This window comes from Butyrivibrio sp. AE2005 (assembly GCF_000686965.1).
Taxonomy (GTDB): Bacteria; Bacillota; Clostridia; order Lachnospirales; family Lachnospiraceae; genus Butyrivibrio; species Butyrivibrio hungatei_A.
The window spans coordinates 13,758-33,753 of record NZ_JMMD01000026.1; the positions used below are offsets into that span (position 1 = coordinate 13,758).

The window sequence follows — 19,996 nt, forward strand, 5'->3', positions numbered from 1 at the left end:
TAAGCTTTTTGCTTTTGGTGCTATAATATTACGAAAAAAAGATGATATTCATACTGCTCTTCAATATTTATCTCCCCCGAAGCAATATCAATCTCAGCCCCTGCATTCCACAGCTTCCTGTATCCATCTTGAAAAAATGCAATTATACTTACTTTCTTGACTGCTTAATCATATTTTTTATTGCACCATCAATATCAAAAACCGTATCTTTACTATCATTCCATCTATCCCAAAAATTTATTGTAGAACTAATTGGTTCTTCTTGTGGTTTATCAAGCAAAATTTTAACTGGCAGCTTGATCGCATCACCTACAGCTATGCACTCACCCACATCTAAATTGGGTAACGTATCCACGATCCCAACCAATGAATCAGTTAACATTGCTGAAACGGCCGACTTATCGCGATCATTTGTAATTTTAAGACTTATAATATTATTGCATTGCGAAATAATAGTAGTATTTAATTCAGCAGGTCTCTGAGAGACAATCACAAGGGCCACGCCATACTTTCGTCCTTCTTTCGATATTTTTTCAAATATTTCTAGAGATTTCTTTTCTACAGCCTTCATCTTTGATGTATCGTTCGCCATGTATATATGTGCTTCATCACAAACAATTGCCAAAGGGTGCCTTGTTTGGTCACTTCCAGGGCTCATCCAAAATTGGATGTCATAAATAATCCTTGTAACAATGCCTATCACAATAGGCAGCATATCAGCTGGAACCTCAGATAAATCAATCACTTTTACTTTTTTCCCAGAACCAGAGCCTATTATTCGATCAGCAAAAGTCTTTAAATATGAATCTTTTTGTGTATCTACTTCATCAAAAACGAAACCATATTTCTTGTCGTCCATTTTTGTTTGAAGCCTCATAATGAGATTAGTAAGTTTACCATTGTATTGCCCCTTTTTTGTCTTTGGTTGTCCCTTATTATCTCCTGTTTTATAAACCTCTCCCGTTTCATCTTCGCGTAAATCTTCGTTTTCTAAATATTTTTTTAATTCATGCGCAGAAAAAGGAACAGGCGTATCCGCAGTAACTATCTCTGAAGATATTCCCGACATATTATTTTCAATATATTGTTTCTTACTTTTTAAAATATAATCAATAACCGCAGCTCTCTGATTTGTAGAAGTTCCTTCAGAAGATTCAATAAAAAGCGAATGAATTTCCTCATAATTAAAAAACCAAAGTGGAATATGAAGTCCTCCCTTTTCATCAGTAATCTTAATTTGTTCGGCATAGCTTAACTGTGTATATTCTCCGTGCAAATCATAGACAACAATATTGGTATACGGTAGCTTATTTGCCTTTTCCAATATATTAGCCACAGTAAAAGATTTTCCACTACCCGTGCTCCCAACAATACAAGCATGCCTCTGGAAAAATCTATTGCCATCTATAATTGCTGCAACATCGCTATTGCTAGCATACTTTCCAATAACCAACTTTTCTTCTGTATCTGCTGACTGATTATCAAGAGAATTCATTATTATTGCTAACGCATCGCCTTCAGCAAGATACGCATTGCTGTTTATTTCTGGATATGTATTAATCGCCCTTTTAAAAATATTATTTCTATTTGCGCCCAATTTAATAAAAAAGGTTCCTATCAAAGTCACATTACATAAATTTACAGAAGAAATTTCATCTTCAAGATTCTCATCATCTTCAAAACTATCAATTCTTTTTTTTGTAACTTTAGTAATAATACCTATTAGTTTCTCATCAGCATTATTACCCTCCATAACAATCATGTCGTTTATTTTGAGGCGGTTAAGGACGTCTTCTTCTCCAACCTCAACCGTTATTTTCTTTGTATCAACATTAACGACTTTTCCAATCGTAGTTATTAAACACTCTGTTAGTTTTTTCATTATTCTCCTCCAAATTTTCAAGCATTATCCTAAAACCACATCAGCAAAGACATCCATATTCCATAGACTCTTATCTATTTCGATTTGTTCTCCTTTATAGATCATGAAATCTATAGAATCTTTTTGAAAGAAGGCAGTAACCATATGATTATTTTTAGCCTTTTCCAAAACCTCTTCTTTTATATCTTTCGAAAGAATCAATACGTTTTTCTTAGTATTCTGAAATAAAACAGTATTAAAATGTGTATCATTGAATCCATATCCATAAATCAACAAAGAATATGGCCTATTCATTTCAGATATAAGCTCATTGAAGTCTTCACGCATAATTCTAAATGTATTATTTATCATTCCCGCTTCGTATTTTGAACTTCCCGGAGCTATTATCTCAATATCGTCACTGTGTTTCGATAAATAATCATAATCATTAATAAGCATTTCTCCATTATCATTACGAATCCAATTTATTGACCCATGCGGTTTAAACAATCTTACGCAACAATTATGGCCTGCGTAATAATCACTTGGTTTTTTCAATCTTAGAGGCTCGAATTTTTGAAATATCTCCCCTGAAAAACCTGTAATAACCTGTATTCCACACTTATCGCACAATGTTTCTATTACTCTGTCGTAGTTTGGAGTCATGATATCAATTAATCCATGATTAACACTTACCGTAGACTTTAAATAGATAAGTAGTTTCTCAAATCCACTTGATTCTTGATATATATCAAATAACCGTGGCCACTCTTCACGTAGAATAAAGTCCGCAGTAACTCTACGTATTTCATCAATGAGTTTCTGTTCATCTGGTGACAGAGTCTTAAGGCCTTCTTCTAAACCATTATCATTGATATCCTTCTCTCTTCTAATCCAGGCACACTTTATATCATCATCATTATGAACCCCAAGTTTTGCCTTAAGTTCTTCAGATAATTTCCACATTCCAGGAATACCATATGATGCCGATAATCCAGTACCAACAATAAGTTTCGGCATATTATTTTTTGATAAAACATTATTTTTTATAGTAATAACGGCATCATTAAATTCATCACTATCACACGTGATTTTTCGATAATCCATAACTGCTTTTCCTCCCGTTTTTTCCTTATTTATGGTTGTTTCAGTCACACTGCAATAGTCTAAACATCTACGAAGTTATTCTTATTGCCCATAACTTCTTTAAAAATCTATATTTGACTTCAACAAAATTTATTGTACGTTATTATCTAATTAAAAATTGTTTGGGGAACTACTCTTATAGACGCATTTTTCTTCGTTCTTTTATAATTAACGCTTACGAAATTTAATACATTTTATTATAAAACAAAAGATACCGTGATGCCACAATCACATCATAGTATCTTTAAGCGTAAATCAATTCAACATTCAATCTGAATTATTATCCAAATAATCTGAAAGCCTGAGCCAATCGATTCTTACACGTTTTTCATTCCACTCTTTTAGTAAGGCACCACATTCATCATCTGTTATCTGGCTTTCCTTCAATTTTGCCATCGCATCAATATCTGTTATAGGCCCAATAATATGCACCGGAATCTCCCAGTAACCAACAAACTCATATGGGCTTTGTCCGTATGAGTACAGACCGTGAATGCATATTTCCCCTTGGTGAACCTCATGGCAAGCTCGTATCCAATCTCATTTGCTTTCTCCGGCGTTACCTCCCTGGGCTTAAATGACTGTCTGATCTGGTAAGCGATTATTTCTTTTCTCCTGACATCTCTAACGCTGTTGTGGTACTGCGATTGAGAAAGCAAAAACTCTTCATCCGCAGTTTCGATATCACAGCCATAAGTTGAAATATACTTTTTCTCCTCGGTCTTAAGATCATTTTCTGTATAATCCATTCGCTCCTTTAAGCTCTCTGCGATGGTTCTGCCCCTGATCTGATGAAGAGCCATAAGCCTTGTTGCCGCCATATTCTTCTCCTTTCAAAAAGACAGGGACAGCTCTTCCGTTTTGGAAAAACTGTCCCTTGGTCTATATCATTTATTTAGTTTTATACTCTTTTTAATACTCTGTGAGCTGATTCTAAGAAAAGCTGAATATTGGCTGCCGCGAACAAACACGCAAACATAACTATCAGTATCGCCGCAAAGAAGATCGCACATGGAATCATCTTAAATATAATTGAAAGAATACAGAAGATACCACACAACCATACAGCAAAACCAACGACATTTTAGTGGATTATAACCTCCGACAGGCAGTAAATTGGCACTTTTTATGCCTTCCTCTTGCTCCTTCTGACTCGATTAATATGTCTTTCAAAGTCACCACTATTGATGAGCTGAGCTATCACAAGCTGCTCGTATGTAGGAACTGTGCAGGAATAAAATCCAAGCCTTTCATCAAATACCTCCGTCAAATGCTTTGGCAACACCATATAGGCAGCACGAAGTGAAGGAGAAATGGTTTGGGAAAATGAATTCATGTATATGACATTGTCTCTGTCAGAAATAGCAAACATAGTTTCCTCAGGCTTGCTTGATATAGAAAATTCTGATTCAAAATCATCCTCAATTATGTAGCGCTCACCTTGTGCGGCCCACCTGATATATTCATATTTTTTAGATGCGGACGCAGTTACCCCTGATGGAAAACTTCTGTAAGGAGAAATATGTAATACCGATGCTGTAGTGGTTCGCAGTGCCGAGCTTGCTATACCATTTTCTTCAAGTGGCAGCATCTGGCAGGTAACCCCAGACATTCTATAGACCTGCTCTATTTTTTTATAGGATGGGGACTCCAGCGCAAAAACTGTGTCCTTGCCAAACAATCCGACGATGAGGTTGTATAAATATTCTGCACCAGAGCCTATGATTATCTGGCTTATATCCACATGTATATTTCTATTTCTAGCCAGATATTTTCTTATAGCTTCTCTGGTTTCTTCGCACCCTTTATTTGCTGGCCTTTCCAGTATGGCCTCGCCATAATCATTCACTACTTTTCTCATAGTTTTCGTTAATACTGAAAAGGGAAATGCATAGGTAGTTCTCTGATAAGTATGGCTTTCATGGCTTAAGATTTTTGCTGTGGATACAAAGCCATCCTCCTTTCGAAAAATCACATAGTATCCGCTTCTCTCCTTGGGTTCAAGATACCCCTCATCGCATAGCAGCTCATAGGCATGCTTTATGGTTATTACACTAACATGCATTTCATCTGCCATTGTTTTTCTGGATGGGATCCTGGTTCCGTATGGATAATCTCCAGAAATTATATTCTTTTTTAATATATCGTAAATACGTATGTATTGGGGCATTTTATTATCGTTTGAGGCTTTATTTGAATTTTGCATATATATTTTTTCTCCAAACCGGGCATTTAATATATGCAATTATAATCTATAATTTTCTCAACAATCAAGGAGGAAAAATAAAATGTTGAATAATCGTTATGAATTAAACAAGAATCTCGCACAGATGTTAAAGGGTGGAGTCATCATGGATGTAACTACTCCAGAACAGGCCAAAATTGCCGAAGCTGCTGGTGCCTGCGCTGTAATGGCACTAGAAAGAATCCCTGCTGATATTCGCGCAGCCGGTGGCGTTTCCCGTATGAGTGATCCTAAAATGATAAAAGGTATTCAGGATGCAGTTTCAATTCCTGTAATGGCAAAATGCCGTATCGGACATTTCGCAGAAGCCCAAATTCTTCAGGCTATTGAAATAGATTACATCGATGAATCAGAAGTTTTGTCTCCTGCCGACGATAAATATCACATTGATAAAACAAAATTTGATGTACCATTCGTATGCGGTGCCAAGGATTTAGGTGAGGCCCTTCGCAGAATAAATGAAGGTGCATCAATGATTCGCACAAAAGGTGAACCGGGAACAGGTGACATCGTTCAAGCTGTCAGGCATATGCGCTTAATGCAATCTGAAATCAGACGTATCAGTTCAATGTCAAAGGATGAGCTTTTCAATACTGCAAAAGAATTGGCAGTCCCTTACGAGCTTGTTCAATACGTTCATGAAAATGGCAAACTTCCTGTTGTAAATTTTGCAGCCGGTGGCGTAGCTACTCCTGCAGATGCAGCACTTATGATGCAGCTTGGTGCCGAAGGAGTCTTTGTAGGCTCTGGTATTTTCAAATCAGGAGATCCTGCAAAACGAGCAGCCGCAATTGTTAAAGCAGTCACCAATTTTACAGATGCAAAAATGCTTGCAGAACTATCAGAAGATTTAGGTGAAGCAATGGTGGGAATTAACGAACAGGAAATTGATTTGCTTATGGCTGAAAGGGGTAAATAAGATGAACATCGCTGTACTTGCCCTACAGGGAGCCTTTATAGAACACGAAAAAATACTTTCAAAGCTTGGTGTGTCCACTATAGAAATCCGACAACAAAAAGATTTGGAAAAAGATCTTGATGGCTTAATTATTCCCGGCGGAGAAAGTACCGTGCAGGGAAAGCTCCTTAAGGAACTAGGACTTTTTGAGCCATTAAAGAAAATGATTGAAAACGGACTACCTGTATTTGGCACCTGCGCAGGATTGCTACTTTTAGCAGGTAAAATAAATAATGATGACCGCAGTTACTTACAGACTATGGATATCGTAGCTGAAAGAAATGCCTATGGCAGACAGCTTGGAAGCTTTTACACTGAGGCTGATTTTGAGAGAATTGGTACTGTTCCTATGACATTTATCAGAGCTCCTTACATCAAAGCTGTTTCAGAAAAAGCAAGACCACTTGCTACAGTTGATGGTCACATAGTTGCCGCAAGACAAGGAAATCAACTAGTAACTGCATTTCATCCTGAGCTTAATGACTCTCTACATATTCATAAATATTTTTGTGATATGGTTGCCAACCAATAACTACTTTGCCACCCAAGAATAACAAAAGCCATCGTCCAGGCTCACTACAGCACTATAACAGTGAAGTGTGAACCTGGCAATGGCAGTAAATTTATAGTTATATTGCCTATAGATTGATTTACATTTTTTATCTCATTACTTATCAAAAACCTCTGATTCATAAAAGAAGTTCATAGCCTCGTCATATTCTACGTTCTGATCTTTCGAGATCATTTCAACAATATCCTGAATAGCATACTCTATTAGTTGCTTTTTCTCATTCATGCTTTACCACTTACACCTCCGTCTTTGAAATAACAATTTGCACCCTCAAACATCTCCATTATTTTTCTTACTTGCTTCGCGCTCTCGTCCAACCCGATCACAGATTTCAACAATTCTTTCTGCTGCCTCCCTGGCAATATCATCTACGGATCTTCCCTCCATATCTACAGGTAAAACAAATAAATTATCGCTCACTCGGATATTCTCTCCCATTTAATAAATTCCTCTTACCACTTGATTTTTCCTTCTGTGCTTTTTATATTTCCTTAGTCTCCACAAAAAAATTCTTCAGCAGTCTTTCCCGGATAAAATTCCCGTTCCTCCTCTCTGTCAGAATCACGTAGCTTATTAAAATGCTCGTTCATGGCTTTGAAAACTTTCCTAACAAGTGATTTTTTTCCATGCTTTAACAACCCTTTTATCAAATCAGTATATTCGGAATAAACCGTCAGTTCCTCTCCCCCACTATATATCAGATCTATGTGTGTATCCTTGAACAAATGATTCTCCACAATATAACTGTATCTAATGTCTACAACGTTTATAGTGTCAATCCAACGATTAATTCCACGCGTTGTTATATGAGTATATACATCAATTGGTGGTTGCTGCTTGTAGGCATCATAATATTCGGAAATCCTATACCCCGGTTCATCATATTCGTCATCAGACTCATAATAATATAAACTCCCCTTATAATTCGGAGCCCCAACATAGGCATGAATTCCTTTCTTTCCCTCCCAAATAAGGCCAAAGAAATCCGTCCATTCAACAGACCTTAATCCAAACTGGGCTGCATCACGCTCGATAGAATAAAAATCCGGAAGCAGATCATTGTTTTGATATATCTCTTTACTTCTTCGCGCCCGAGTTGCAATATATAATTCATTTTGCTCGTTACTATTTTTCAATCTCCATTGCCAACGCTCCGGGTAATATTTTATATAGTCGTCAACATATTCCCTAATACTCCTGTCACATTGCATCTTAATCTCTCCTACTTTTTCTTAATCTATATTTCGTACCAGTATTTATCTTTTCCCCACGAACAGCCATTATTACTGAATAGATATTTCTATAACCATAGTATTCCATCACAATGCTGTTGTCAGTTAACTCGTGGTTGATAACGCATCAAAAAGGACCTCCCCGCCTTTCCGGATAGATCCTCAGTATAAGTCCCTTGCTTCTTCATATTTTTTAGTTGTAGTATCTACGATATAAAGCTTTTGATTTCCGTACGCATCTCCATTTGAATATGTCGAAAAAAGATCCAACGTCAATATCTCCGATTATTAAACTCTATCTTACCTCTATCAAAACGTTCCATGTTCTAACAGCTATCGGAACTAACAGCTCATCAACACTTACACCCAAAAGACCGCTGAGAACATACAGGTTTTCAAGCACAAAAAAAGTCCCTTTATGCCTCCACTTGTTTACTGCCTGTGGCGTTATTCCCAACTTCTCGGCAATGACTTTGTCCTTTAAGCCCTTTGCTTTTATCAATTCGCACACTCTTTTCTTTGTAGCATCCAAATCCAGTCCCTTTGCCCTGTCAGGTTCTTCCCAGCTCACAATGTAATCCAATTGTCTCAATGTGTGCCTAGCTCTAATTTTTTCAATAACTTCGATTATTATGCTATATCCATCATTCATCAAAAAATGTCCCTTTTACACTAATCTTCACTACTATTTTAACCTCAAAAAAATTCTCTGACTATAAACTCGTGGTTGATAAATTGGGTTGCTAAAATCCACACTTTCATTCCCCCAATGGTTCTTCAACTTTTTTTGTATTCCACGATGTCGCTGAGATCCTGTGCCTTAGGTATATTATTCATAAGAATCACCTTCTCTTTATTCTCATCTATAATCCCCCGACACTTCTGCAAAATCCCTATCCCCATTAATATAATCTGCATACGCCGTCTCAGCGTCTTTCCCATGGAACACTTTGCAGAGCCCGCACATATCGCAGTCTGCAATGCAAGGGAATCTCTCTTTTATATATGCTCTTCGTTCTTCAACCGTAGAGTCTTTTATCTCCGGTGCATTTCCCATAATTCAAAAATCCTCTCAATGAATCTGCCTATCCTGGCGATACTTCTCCATATACTCCATGTTTATCTCACGAATTTCTTTCTTGCCATCAATATAGTCCTGATAAATGTCCCACGGACTTCCGCCACCAAGCCAGCAAGATGAACAGTTTTCGCAGCCTCCGCCACAATCGAGGGAATTCTTTACTATCTGTTCCCTCTCTTCTTTTGTTGTGTCCTTGATCAGAATAGATTTTCTTTCCATCAGCACCTTCCTTTTAACATCATCAGAAATACAGCCAACAATAAACCGCCGGATATCCATATCGTCTTTATCCCGAGCGACGCAGAGATCACTCCGCCGAATCCGGCTCCAATGGCAAAAACAAGGATAATACCAAAGAAATGAAGCGACTTAAACAGCATAGCTTTATCTTTCGTCCTCATATACTGCGAAAAGCTTTCCGTACCGCTTCTTAAGTTCCCTATGCACATCGTACTCGCATAGCCGAACCCATGAACTTTTCTAAATGTCTGCACCTGCATAGCACAGGAAAAAGAGACAATCATATTCGCTATCATGTTCAACTTCGCCGGAAGAAATCCGACAGCAAAAAGAGCTATCATCTCAATTATGATAATGATCTGTCTCCAATGAAGCTTCTCTGCGTTCTTGTATCTGTTTTCTATCCTTTCTGCCACAAATATCCCAAGGGCAAATGAAAGAAGCGGGCACATATATTGAAATCCCTGCATATAATTCCCCTGCATGAAGTTTTGACTCATCAAAACAACATTACCGGTCTGGGCATTTGCAAAAACCCTCTCTCTTACATTATATGTGTACGCATCCTGCAATCCCCCTGAAAAAGATAACAGCGCACTTAGTCGAAAACTTTCCGATGTTTGCATATTTCTCCTCTTTCTCTATTCCAGAACAAGCTCTTCTCCCGGTTTAAGTATTATCTTCCCGGGTGCATCAAAACTCTCAGCAACACTCATGTCAAAACCGCTTTTATCTTTTGCCGGCTCCATGTGGTAAGGTATTGTATGCTTAGCACCTATAGCCTTTGCGCACTCTGAAGCTTCAGAAACATCCATATTATAGACTCCGTCGCAGCATAAAAAAGCATAATCAAGTTCCTTTTCTTTAAATCCTGCCATAGAAGGTGTCGTTGATGTATCGCCGGAAAAATATACCTTAACGCCATCTGAAAATGTAAGTATAAACCCGACGCATTCCGAAACATCGTGATTCTTGTTATATCCGGCTTCCACCGTCTCAATGGATACAAAGCCAAGACCATAAGTCTGATACTCACCATCTTTGAGAGCATCCGACCATTTAATGACAGTGCAACCTTCATTCTTACCGGCAATCAGATCTTCCTTCGTATGATCGTAATGTCCATGTGTCATGAGTATAAGGTCTGCCGGAAGGTCATAGCCCTCCCCCATAAACGGATCTATATAGATTACTTTTCCTTCACTCGTAACGATTCTTACACTACCATGTCCCTGGTAAAGTAATGTCGCCGCCATGTCCTCTTCCTTCGTTTTTTCTACACTCGCGCTCTGTTCACTCGTTTCTTCAATATTTGCAGCCGTCTTTTCGACGTTTGCATCCAACTCTCCAATGTTGGCATCCGCCTCTCCGGTGCTGACATTCGACTCTCCAGTGCTGACATTCGACTCTTCAGTGCTGACATTCGACTCTTCAGTGCTGACATCCGCGCCTTTTTGGGCCGCCTGCCCACATCCTGTAAATATAAGACCTGTTATCAAGATTATCATGGCCAATCGCTTTATTACCGTTTTTTCACCAATCATCATGCTCCCTCGTCACCTTTCATACAACAATCATAAACTCCATTAAAAAAACACAGCGAAATATTAAAACTTTCATTTCACGCTGCAATAAATAAGGCGAAAATTTGCTTTTCAACAGCGAATTTTATAAAAAAGTATTATCCGCTGTAATAATTTAAACACATACCTTATTTTCGACAGCAAAAATCATAGATTCACCACTTCCCGCTGTTTCAATCCATCTTTGACCCATCTTTTACATCTTCCAAATCCTACGAATCAAATTGCTTTTTCAAAAATCTTAAATCCCGCAATTCCAATTACTACTAGAATAACACAAGTCACCTGTGGAACCGACAACTTTTCATTAAACAACAGCACCTTCAATAGCCGGCACAAATTATACATTTGGAAACAATTCATCCCATTTACCTTTTAGCAAAACCTTGATTTATCCTTTATCTACCATTTTCCATTAATAACTCTCATTGACACAAACGGTAATTCGTATTATACTTTTGGTAAAAGAACTTTCACTTTCTTTTGTGAAATGTCGCATGATGACTACGTCGTATCTCACAACGACGTAGCGTAAATCTAAAATTAGAGAGGATGTAAACTATGAGCAACGAATTAGGAACGCGTATCTCTGATTTATTGAAGCAAAACGGACTCACACAGAAAGAGCTTGCCGACAAAGTCGGAATAACTTATGTATCAATGTCCCGATATATCAGCGGAGATCGTATTCCGAAAGGGCCTGTTATAGCAAGCCTTGCTACTGCCCTTCATGTAGACGCCGGATACCTACTTGGAATCAGCACAGAAGAAAATGATTCCGAGCTGGAATTTTACCGGACTCAACGTGCCATCGCACGAAATGCCAAGTACTGGACACCAAAACAGAAAGCCGATTTAGTAAATGCAATAATGGGAGTTACCCCATAACTGTCGACATATTTATAGCAGCATAACCTTGTATGAAATTGGTAACAAAAAATCTATCCGGGAAAAGAGGTGAGACTATAGATGATGGATGGACACTTAGAATTCAATGACAGCAATGGTATTATCGACACAACTGTTACCAAAGAAATCAGCATAAAGCAACTCGATCTGTCAGAAGCAATCCGAGCCCTTCACAGGATCATTAAGCCCGCAATAGATTCTTGCAAAAAAACTATTTGCCAAGTTGCCGCTATTCTGGCCGGTGTGATCCGTGGTACTATGCACTCTTTTAGATCACAAATTTTTTCCACTATCAAAAGATTCATCAGGAAATGCCTCAGTTCTAGTAGATTTCTTGTTTCCCGGGCAAGAACAACAGCACTTAATCTCATCCCGTTTATAAGTTCTCTGTTATCCTTCTACGAGAATAACAGCTCAAATATCCGGGATGTATATTTAAAGGGAACACACAATAAAAGCGCCTCCGAAGATGGATTTAATATATCTTTCCAATATTAACTTATTGAATCGACATATTAAAAACACGACAGGAGGATGCAAAAATGGATGTAACCGTCACAAACCGGAATATTACTGAATCCTATGATGAAGCTATGGATTCCTACTTATGCTCAGAAGAATACAGACAGAAAGTTTCAGCCGCCAACAGTCTCTTCGCTGCTTTCAGGAGGGGGCTTACTTTAGATCAGTGTGATACTCTTGTGACTCTTCTTGGCATGTACGATGCTATTTCCAGAGAAGAATCTGAAGAAGCACTGCGTGTAGGAATTCTTATAGGTCAGGGATCAGTTGAAAAATAAAAAGTTCAATCGCAAAAAACAGCGGAAAGCATAAATTCGCCTGTTTTCCGCTGTTTTTCCCATTCTTTTCCCGTTATAATAAGTTCTAGAGGATGAATCATCATGAATGGAATTAGCAAAGTTTTTAAAATTATTATAGGTACTGTCATAGGTGTAGCAATCACGTTTTTCCTTGCAGTAAGTCTTGACGTTTTAATAATAGAACATGTCGCTCATCCACAAACGCTCGGACATCCGGTACCTGTTCTTACACTTATGTGGTTTGTAGGATTACCGGTAATCGCCGCTATTTCCGCTATAATTTCTGCAATTATAGTTTTTGTTAGAGACAAAAAACGAAAATGAGCAGATAAATATCTACCTAAGACAATATGAATTTGCCGCTAAGCTGTCCGACCTACCTGAATCAGGTACCCTTCATAAACAGCCGCTATTGTTGCAACCAAACAAGCAAATGCTGCGCTAATTCTAAAATTTACAAATGCAAGTGTCAACGGAAGTACGAACAATAAACCTCCGGTAACTTTATTTATCACAGAATGTACAGCCACAAACTCTTTTTGCTTGATGTACCCTATGACTATATTAATCAGTTTTATTAGTGCTATGGCTAAAATCCATGCATAAATCCATAGCGTAACCTTCAACACAGGAAGAATCTTTATCAAACAAACCACAGTAAAAACAATATCTGCAATCGTATCCAATCTTGATCCCAATTCGCTAACGGTACATGTTTTCCTTGCCACCGCACCATCGATCATATCTGAGAATCCGGCAGCTATATACACGGCATAAAACGCCGAAGACAACGTCGGACAAAACAACAAAGCAACGCTGAGCACTATTCTGATACAGGTTATGATATTTGCCATCTTACATCGGTGTCCCCACTTCAATCAGATTTCCGTCCGGATCATAGAAGCGTATGACCTTCTGCCCCCAGCTGTGCGTCATAAGTCTGTTGACATATTGCACTTCCGGATAATATCTTTCAAGCCTTTCAACAAAACCTTCAATATCAGCTTCTTCAAAATAGAGCTCGCAGGAATTGTTTTTCTGAATGATTTCTTTTCCGAGAAACTCTTTCCAATATTTCTCTTCCTGAAGAACCAATCCTTCCGACAAAATCATATTCCCATCATTATCAAGAATCATCTCAAGCCCCAAAAGATCATGATAAAACTTTCGGGATTTTTCTATATCTTTAACAACTATCAGAATGTTTTTAAGTTTCATAGAGTTTCCTTTTGCTTAATTCTTTACTCTTCAATCTCAGTATCAATTATCACTTCATTATCCAATTGCTTATAATATTCAACATCCGCCACTTTACAAGATGCCAGATATTTCCTGAGTTTTTCAGACATAGGCTTAAACGTAGCAAAAGTAAGTCCTCCAGAAACTACAGCACCAACAACCGGAACAACTTTTGACACGCCTCTTGCAAATACTTCCTTGGTCATCTGTACCCCTAATAGTGTTGCTACTTTCTTTACTATGGGATATACTATCCCCTTAGTTAATGCTTTCTGAGGTAGTTTCTTTGCAACCTGTTTTGCGACCTGTCCCGCAATCTTATTAACGGCATTAATAGCTCTATTGCCCCCAAACATGATTCCTACAAATAATGTGAGAATACTCTTTGTTTCTTCATTTTCTCTGCACTGGCAAAAGAAAAAGCATTAAGTAATACCTCTTGTAATTTCTTCATCTGTGCCAAAGAAAGATATTCAGCCATCTCATTTAATATTGTAACAACTTTTGTTTCCATACCGGTACATCACTCCTTTGTACCAGCATCCTTCAGCCATATTTCTCAATTATCAAGTTGATTTTCCAATTCCAAAAATCTATCAAAATCACTTTGAAACAATCGATCTTGAATTATCCTATATTTTTCATATTCGGTTTCAGCATGAAGTTTTGCTTGTTCAGCACTAATCTTCCCCGGTCCAATCAAGATCTCATTTCCGTTGAATTCCAAAAAACCATCTAGTCGTTCAGCCCAGTCTTCCATGCTCATAGGAATACGTCTCTGTGCTTGTAATTCTGCATAATCCAAATACATAGATACGATACGTTCCAGATAATTCATTTCTTCTTCAGATAAATAATTTTTGGCTATTGTAACGTCAGCTTTAAGTATTTTTCCATCTGGAGCATTCCCCCAAGTAGTAAGCCCCATATGCTCATTTTCTGCATTTGCTCGCTCAACGATCAATTCAGCTGCTGTATGCCTATGAACTGCATAGTGCATCTTATTTTGAACAGTTTTAAAAAAGAGCTGCGTAGTTTTGGCATCTTTATCATAATCAAAAGCTGTCGCATATATATCAGTTACCTTCTGATAGAATTTTCTTTCAGATAACCTTATTTCACGAATCTGCTGTAACTGTCTTTCAAAAAATTCATCTGTAAATTTATGACCGTTTTTCAGACGTTCAGAGTCCATTGTCCAGCCCTGAATCGTATAATCTTTTACAATCTGTCCAGCCCATTTACGAAAACGTACCGCTCTGTCATTATTCACTTTAAAACCAACAGCAATAATTAATTGCAAGTTATAATGAGCAATCTCTCTCTGAACCTGCCTGTTTCCTTCAGTTTGAACTATCCGAAAATTTCGGATAGTTGCCTCCTTACTCAGCTCATCATCGCTATATATCTTCTGTATATGAGCATTTATTGTTCTAACATCAACTTCATAAAGCGAAGCCATCATCTTTTGAGTAAGCCAAATATTTTCATCCTCATATCGCATTTCAAAACTCTCGGGAATATCTCCCGTAGATGCAATATAAGTAAGATACTCAGCCGCAGATGAAGTTATAGGTAATTCTCTTTTTCTTGCCATTTATCCAAAATACTCCTGCATTAAACTATCAAATAATTTCCTTGTTTCATCCAATGATTTCTGTACTGTAACTTTTGATTTGTCGACTTGTTCTACAAAAATAATATATTCTTCCTGATATTCTAGTTCAGGTATTTTCACAAGCATTTTATCTACTTTATGACATCGAGCGGATTGGTAATTCCGCCCGTCCAAAAAGTTTCCCATATTTTATCAATTTTATTTTTTAAATCTCCGGTAATCATATTTTTGTAACCCCTCTTTCATCAATGAATACTTATGATTATACCACACTCAGTGCCCTGAGACGCGTACAAATGTGCGATACAACATACTTTCATTTTCTTTTTAATATACAAAATATAGAATATATTAATTGAAAAAAGCAGCTATCCCCTCGAATAGCTGCTCCACTCATCTTTACTTCTCATCTATACAATCATACAAAAGCTTCACAATCTCTGCCTTCTCATACCCTTTGCCGATGAACACGACCTGGTTGCCTCTGTCACCGTACACTTCATCCCAGTCATCAGTAAGATCGGGGAAGTCTTTTAATACAGGTGCGAGTTCTTCTTCAGGCCAAGCGGATACCCACTCGGACATTTCGGTTATGGAAGCGTTTCTTCCGGCCTGCTCAAAGAGCTGGATGTGATCCCAGTCATCGCTGAACCAGATGTAGCCTTTGGTTCTTATGAGCGTCTCGGGATAGTCCATTACAAGCTTGTTGAAAGCCTCACGGTTAAAAGGTTTCTTTTCCTCAAAAACAAATGAAGAAATTCCGTACTCATCGACGCACGCTTTCTCATCGTCATGTTCGCAGTTGTTGAGCGCCTTCTGCACTGCACTGTAGGCCTCTACCTCTTCATAATCAAGGTCAGGTCTGTTAAGGATAACATCAAGGTCAACGTCGCCGTGCACGGCAGTTATCATCTCCGCCTCCTGCTGAATGTTGCGAAGTCCCGCTTTTACCTCTGAAAGCTCGCTTTCGGTCAAAAGATCTGTCTTATTAAGTATCATCAGATTACAAAATTCAATCTGATCCATGATGAGGTTGATGATGTCTCCGTCGTCGTTCTCTTCCTCTGAAGTAAGATTGTGAAGGAACTCGCGATATATCCTGTCTACATCGACCACCGAAACAACGGCCTTAAGATATACTCTTGTATCAGGAGTCATCTCTTCGTAATTTATGAACGCACCCGCAATTGATGAGGGCTCACTGATTCCGGACGCCTCAACAAATATAGCCTCAATTGACTTATCTGCGGACAATCGCTCTATCTCAGCCATAAACTCATCCTTCAAAGTACAGCAGATGCATCCGTTCTGCATCTCAACCATCTCAACCTGAAGAAGCTTGTTTCCCGATTTATTAAGTATCGACGCATCTATATTAACGCTTCCCATGTCGTTTACGATAAGCGCGATCTTTCTCTTTTCCTGCTTAAGAATATTCTGCATCAGGGTTGTCTTGCCCGATCCCAGATATCCTGTGATAACAACTATAGGTACTTCTCTCTTTGACATTCCATTTCTCCATTCTTTTTTTATTCAAAAATATAAAAATCTATCTTCCGGTGCTTCTATCTTGGTAAGTTTATTTACAACCAAAAGAATAACAAGCTTATTGTCCGCTCTCTGCCCCTTGGCAATCCTTGCTTCAAGTACCACCCAGTCGCCGTTTTTTGGAATCTCACCGTCATACTTTGCCACAAATCCGATATACTGCGCATCTTCCGCACAACATATAGCAGCATAACGCCCCGCATAAAACTGATTACTTCCAAGTCCGTTTCCGCCTGTTATGAGGGCCGTGAACCTGACCGTTTTCCCATAGTATTTGTCGGTATCTTCTATGCAGTCAATAAACCATGGGCAAAAGAACTTGTCGGTAACATCAAGAACTCCGTCTTTTTCAGGAACTGAGAACTCTTCATTTGCAAAATCTATACTTCCGTCCGGCTTTGTAAAATAAACCTCAGCCAAATTGTTCAGTATTTTTATTGAACGCCTTACGTCACTCTTTTTGAAACTCTCACCGCATCTGTTAAAAAGAATAACATCCGAAACGCTAAGCGGATTCATGATAGTCTGACGCATGTTCATCAGGTACATATCATAAGTGTTCGCATCTACAAGACTGAAAACATTTGAAAGATACCAACCTTTTGGCAGGTCTTTTTTCACAAATGCCTTAAGATCCCACATTCCGTTAAATTCGATATATACGACTTCCGGATCATGAACATTCTGGATCTCATCAAGGAACTCTTCAGTCAGTTCATCCTCTTCTTCAATAGTGACAAGGCTTGTCCCCCTATCTTTAAGAGCATCAATATCGTACTCTTCCTCGCCTTCTTCTGTGCATATGACTACAGAACGTTTTGCGACATCTTCTTTTCTTAATAAAGTTCCTTGCAAAGCAGTGGTCTTCCCGCTATCAAGGAACCCGGCAAAAATATGTACCGCTGTTTCCATTCCCGCTCCTTTTTAAATATGCAACACAATTGCAAATCATTATAATTCTATAATACACGGCGTGTCAATATGATACGCCGCTGTAAAAACTTACACACTTAATTTGGCACTCTCAATTTTTTACAAAAAAAGAACCCCCGAGCTCATTTTGAGTTCAGAGGTAATTCGTGCAAATTTGAAGTTATATTATTCCCCTCCCCCAAAAGCATGCTACTAAAATCATGCAGATAACAGAGGGAATGAAGATAAGCATTCTGTTTTTCTTATTTCCAAATTGAATATATCCATAACCTAAGATGTTTGCTATTATTAGCGGAATCATTTCAATAGTAAGTAGCCAACCTCCTCTTTCCCATCTTTCCATCGGCAGCATTGCATTTGGTGCATCAACTATAGTGCCTCCGAAAAGAAACAAATAACTGCTATAAGTAAGGCATAGGCAGCTAATCGCATTTAACAAAATTAACAGCCAAGATAATGCGTTTTTCATATTTATAATCCTTCGATTTTTCAATTTCATATGCAATATACCGAAAGTGCCAAGTCATGCATTCTTAAACTTCATGTTCTGACATCCCTACGTTTCTGCATTCATCACAAATACACATGATCACGCTCTTCCCGTAATCAATCTCAATTCCATATTCATCCATCATCTTTTTGGCTGCGCTCTTAAATATCTTATTATCAAGATGAAAAATCTTCCCGCACACCGAGCACTGGGCGTGCATGTGTTCACAGCATGACTCGTGATCTTCAGAGTACTGATAGCATGTAGCATTTACATCGGCTTCCTTGTATTTGACAAGCTTGCCTTCCTTACTAAGTCTCTCAAGATTGCGGTAAACAGTAGATCTGTCCAAACCGTCACCTTTACCCTTAACGGCATTAAGTATGTCCCTTGCCGTAAATCTTGTATCCGCATTATCCTTCAGATATTCTATGATAAGATTTCTTGGTTTAGTCTTATATTCGCTCTTCACACTGCTCTCCCGGAAATCATTTAAGTAGCCATCATTGCTATTCATCAATAAAACTTTCGACCTGTGTTTATTGGTGTACTGTCTTGCTCATCTTCATTCAAATTGTGCAGTATATTGCTAATTATGTATGAAACAGTACAATAATCAATTCTTCCGCAATCTTATCCCTGCTGCCCGTTGGCCTGTCTTATCATATCTTCAACAACGATATCGTAGATTTCACCTACACTGTTGCAATACTCAAGAATCTTCCACGGCTCGTTTGTATGAAAATGAATCTTTACAAGATCCTCATCTCCTGCCGCGATCAGGCTGTTGCCCTCAAAATTCTCTGTAATATAATCAGCTATCTCATCCTCGTCGAGATCCTTATCTCGTCTGTCTATAAGAAGCTGTGTATCGTAACGATATGCAAACTGATCGTCTTCTGCATCTATTGAATTAATTCCCATATTGTTTTCCCTCCGTTATTACAAATTATCTCCTTGATAATACCACATTGCATCATATAAAAGAAATCAAAACATTTGGCTCGCGAAATAGTAAATTTCAAAAAAATATACTATTCAATAAAAAACGTTGACAAATACCCTCATTCGGGTTACTGTATTATTGTATTATACATCTAGTACAGTAATACAATATATTTTTTCAGAAAGGAAGACTCACTATGCCATGGAATCTTAATTCGGACGCTCCTATCTTTGTCCAGATTATTGATCATCTACAGACTGATATTATTTCAGGTTTATACAAACCCGGTGATAAACTGCCAAGTGTTCGCGACCTTGCCGCTGAAGCCGGTGTCAATCCAAACACGATGCAAAAGGCGCTCAGTGATCTTGAAGCTACGGGACTTGTTCACTCAGAAAGGACAAGCGGTCGTTTTATTACGGAGGATGACAACATGATTAAAAATATGAGAATATCACTTGTTGATGTACAGATAGAAAATTTCTTCAAAAGCATGGAAAAACTCGGATTCACCAAAGAAGAAATCTTAAAACTGGTAAAACAGTACACAGACAAAAAGAATTGATAAATACGTT

29 protein-coding genes are annotated in these 19,996 nt (G+C 38.1%); 6 read left to right on the top strand and 23 right to left on the bottom strand.

Going from position 1 to position 19,996, the window contains the following annotated elements:
- Positions 1-148: 148 nt before the first annotated feature.
- From DL92_RS0113405 to pdxR, 5 genes are all read right to left on the bottom strand, one after another.
- Positions 149-1,882 (bottom strand): ATP-binding protein, encoded by a 1,734-nt coding sequence (locus DL92_RS0113405; RefSeq protein ID WP_026668009.1) that lies wholly within the window; start codon positions 1,880-1,882, stop codon positions 149-151.
- Between the two features lie 24 nt (positions 1,883-1,906).
- Positions 1,907-2,968, bottom strand: coding sequence for an SIR2 family protein (locus DL92_RS0113410; RefSeq protein WP_026668010.1), 1,062 nt, complete (start codon positions 2,966-2,968; stop codon positions 1,907-1,909).
- Positions 2,969-3,274: 306 nt separating this feature from the next.
- On the bottom strand, positions 3,275-3,439 hold the full coding sequence (locus DL92_RS21105) for a hypothetical protein (protein ID WP_155841165.1): 165 nt from the start codon (positions 3,437-3,439) through the stop codon (positions 3,275-3,277).
- Positions 3,418-3,828, bottom strand: coding sequence for a relaxase/mobilization nuclease domain-containing protein (locus tag DL92_RS0113420; protein ID WP_026668011.1), 411 nt, complete (start codon positions 3,826-3,828; stop codon positions 3,418-3,420). The genes DL92_RS21105 and DL92_RS0113420 overlap by 22 nt, the downstream gene beginning before the upstream one ends.
- Before the next feature lie 305 nt (positions 3,829-4,133).
- The gene (pdxR, locus tag DL92_RS0113425; protein ID WP_197027264.1) at positions 4,134-5,213 is read right to left on the bottom strand and encodes a MocR-like pyridoxine biosynthesis transcription factor PdxR; all 1,080 of its coding nucleotides are present in this window, start codon (positions 5,211-5,213) and stop codon (positions 4,134-4,136) included.
- An 82-nt stretch (positions 5,214-5,295) separates the two neighbouring features.
- On the opposite strand from pdxR, the gene pdxS reads away from it, so the two are divergent.
- The gene (gene pdxS, locus DL92_RS0113430; RefSeq protein ID WP_026654569.1) at positions 5,296-6,171 is read left to right on the top strand and encodes a pyridoxal 5'-phosphate synthase lyase subunit PdxS; all 876 of its coding nucleotides are present in this window, start codon (positions 5,296-5,298) and stop codon (positions 6,169-6,171) included.
- A gap of 1 nt (position 6,172) precedes the next feature.
- Complete coding sequence (gene pdxT, locus DL92_RS0113435; protein WP_026668013.1) at positions 6,173-6,742, top strand: pyridoxal 5'-phosphate synthase glutaminase subunit PdxT; 570 nt, start codon at positions 6,173-6,175, stop codon at positions 6,740-6,742.
- Positions 6,743-6,877: 135 nt separating this feature from the next.
- Here the strand turns inward: pdxT and DL92_RS21665 are convergent, their stop codons facing one another.
- The 8 genes from DL92_RS21665 to DL92_RS21300 form a co-directional block, all read right to left on the bottom strand.
- The gene (locus DL92_RS21665; RefSeq protein ID WP_256379972.1) at positions 6,878-7,006 is read right to left on the bottom strand and encodes a hypothetical protein; all 129 of its coding nucleotides are present in this window, start codon (positions 7,004-7,006) and stop codon (positions 6,878-6,880) included.
- Positions 7,007-7,051: 45 nt separating this feature from the next.
- Positions 7,052-7,219 (bottom strand): hypothetical protein, encoded by a 168-nt coding sequence (locus DL92_RS21110; protein WP_155841167.1) that lies wholly within the window; start codon positions 7,217-7,219, stop codon positions 7,052-7,054.
- 53 nt (positions 7,220-7,272) lie between these two features.
- The gene (locus DL92_RS0113450) at positions 7,273-7,992 is read right to left on the bottom strand and encodes a hypothetical protein (protein ID WP_026668014.1); all 720 of its coding nucleotides are present in this window, start codon (positions 7,990-7,992) and stop codon (positions 7,273-7,275) included.
- A gap of 316 nt (positions 7,993-8,308) precedes the next feature.
- Entirely contained in the window at positions 8,309-8,665 is a 357-nt protein-coding gene (locus DL92_RS19380) for a helix-turn-helix domain-containing protein (protein WP_034469250.1), read from the bottom strand.
- Positions 8,666-8,872: 207 nt separating this feature from the next.
- Positions 8,873-9,070 carry a hypothetical protein gene (locus tag DL92_RS0113465; protein WP_026654563.1) on the bottom strand — a complete coding sequence of 66 codons (198 nt, stop codon included), beginning with the start codon at positions 9,068-9,070 and terminating at the stop codon, positions 8,873-8,875.
- A gap of 15 nt (positions 9,071-9,085) precedes the next feature.
- Complete coding sequence (locus DL92_RS0113470) at positions 9,086-9,313, bottom strand: hypothetical protein (RefSeq protein WP_022779824.1); 228 nt, start codon at positions 9,311-9,313, stop codon at positions 9,086-9,088.
- Complete coding sequence (locus tag DL92_RS21295; RefSeq protein ID WP_026668016.1) at positions 9,313-9,960, bottom strand: YoaK family protein; 648 nt, start codon at positions 9,958-9,960, stop codon at positions 9,313-9,315. Before DL92_RS21295 ends, DL92_RS0113470 begins: the two co-directional genes overlap by 1 nt.
- Positions 9,961-9,975: 15 nt before the next feature.
- Positions 9,976-10,881 (bottom strand): MBL fold metallo-hydrolase, encoded by a 906-nt coding sequence (locus DL92_RS21300; RefSeq protein ID WP_242845867.1) that lies wholly within the window; start codon positions 10,879-10,881, stop codon positions 9,976-9,978.
- Between the two features lie 597 nt (positions 10,882-11,478).
- Between DL92_RS21300 and DL92_RS0113485 the strand changes: the two genes are divergently transcribed.
- The 3 genes from DL92_RS0113485 (at position 11,479) to DL92_RS0113500 (ending at position 12,971) form a co-directional block, all read left to right on the top strand.
- Entirely contained in the window at positions 11,479-11,805 is a 327-nt protein-coding gene (locus DL92_RS0113485; protein ID WP_026654557.1) for a helix-turn-helix domain-containing protein, read from the top strand.
- Between the two features lie 563 nt (positions 11,806-12,368).
- A complete protein-coding gene (locus tag DL92_RS0113495) occupies positions 12,369-12,626 on the top strand; it encodes a hypothetical protein (protein ID WP_026668018.1) in 258 nt (85 codons plus the stop codon).
- 102 nt (positions 12,627-12,728) lie between these two features.
- On the top strand, positions 12,729-12,971 hold the full coding sequence (locus DL92_RS0113500) for a hypothetical protein (RefSeq protein WP_026668019.1): 243 nt from the start codon (positions 12,729-12,731) through the stop codon (positions 12,969-12,971).
- A 38-nt stretch (positions 12,972-13,009) separates the two neighbouring features.
- Here DL92_RS0113500 and DL92_RS0113505 read toward each other — a convergent pair whose 3' ends face one another.
- The 10 genes from DL92_RS0113505 to DL92_RS0113550 all read right to left on the bottom strand — a co-directional run bounded on the left by DL92_RS0113505 (position 13,010) and on the right by DL92_RS0113550 (position 19,399).
- The gene (locus tag DL92_RS0113505; RefSeq protein WP_026668020.1) at positions 13,010-13,501 is read right to left on the bottom strand and encodes a CDP-alcohol phosphatidyltransferase family protein; all 492 of its coding nucleotides are present in this window, start codon (positions 13,499-13,501) and stop codon (positions 13,010-13,012) included.
- 1 nt (position 13,502) lies between these two features.
- Positions 13,503-13,865: a VOC family protein gene (locus DL92_RS0113510; protein WP_026668021.1), complete on the bottom strand. Its 363-nt coding sequence runs from the start codon at positions 13,863-13,865 to the stop codon at positions 13,503-13,505.
- Positions 13,866-13,888: 23 nt separating this feature from the next.
- Positions 13,889-14,242 carry a hypothetical protein gene (locus DL92_RS19385; protein WP_051625356.1) on the bottom strand — a complete coding sequence of 118 codons (354 nt, stop codon included), beginning with the start codon at positions 14,240-14,242 and terminating at the stop codon, positions 13,889-13,891.
- A gap of 5 nt (positions 14,243-14,247) precedes the next feature.
- Positions 14,248-14,400, bottom strand: a complete 153-nt coding sequence (locus DL92_RS21880) for a hypothetical protein (protein WP_330365469.1) — start codon at positions 14,398-14,400, stop codon at positions 14,248-14,250.
- Between the two features lie 45 nt (positions 14,401-14,445).
- Positions 14,446-15,483 carry a virulence RhuM family protein gene (locus tag DL92_RS0113520; protein WP_026668022.1) on the bottom strand — a complete coding sequence of 346 codons (1,038 nt, stop codon included), beginning with the start codon at positions 15,481-15,483 and terminating at the stop codon, positions 14,446-14,448.
- A gap of 420 nt (positions 15,484-15,903) precedes the next feature.
- A complete protein-coding gene (locus DL92_RS0113530; RefSeq protein WP_026654551.1) occupies positions 15,904-17,013 on the bottom strand; it encodes a CobW family GTP-binding protein in 1,110 nt (369 codons plus the stop codon).
- Between the two features lie 24 nt (positions 17,014-17,037).
- On the bottom strand, positions 17,038-17,964 hold the full coding sequence (locus DL92_RS19390) for a TIGR03943 family putative permease subunit (RefSeq protein ID WP_051625357.1): 927 nt from the start codon (positions 17,962-17,964) through the stop codon (positions 17,038-17,040).
- Positions 17,965-18,145: 181 nt separating this feature from the next.
- A complete protein-coding gene (locus DL92_RS0113540) occupies positions 18,146-18,454 on the bottom strand; it encodes a hypothetical protein (RefSeq protein WP_026654550.1) in 309 nt (102 codons plus the stop codon).
- 64 nt (positions 18,455-18,518) lie between these two features.
- Positions 18,519-18,947: a Fur family transcriptional regulator gene (locus DL92_RS0113545; protein WP_026668023.1), complete on the bottom strand. Its 429-nt coding sequence runs from the start codon at positions 18,945-18,947 to the stop codon at positions 18,519-18,521.
- 161 nt (positions 18,948-19,108) lie between these two features.
- Positions 19,109-19,399, bottom strand: a complete 291-nt coding sequence (locus DL92_RS0113550; RefSeq protein ID WP_026668024.1) for a hypothetical protein — start codon at positions 19,397-19,399, stop codon at positions 19,109-19,111.
- A 218-nt stretch (positions 19,400-19,617) separates the two neighbouring features.
- On the opposite strand from DL92_RS0113550, the gene DL92_RS0113555 reads away from it, so the two are divergent.
- Complete coding sequence (locus tag DL92_RS0113555; RefSeq protein WP_026654548.1) at positions 19,618-19,986, top strand: GntR family transcriptional regulator; 369 nt, start codon at positions 19,618-19,620, stop codon at positions 19,984-19,986.
- Positions 19,987-19,996: the final 10 nt, after the last annotated feature.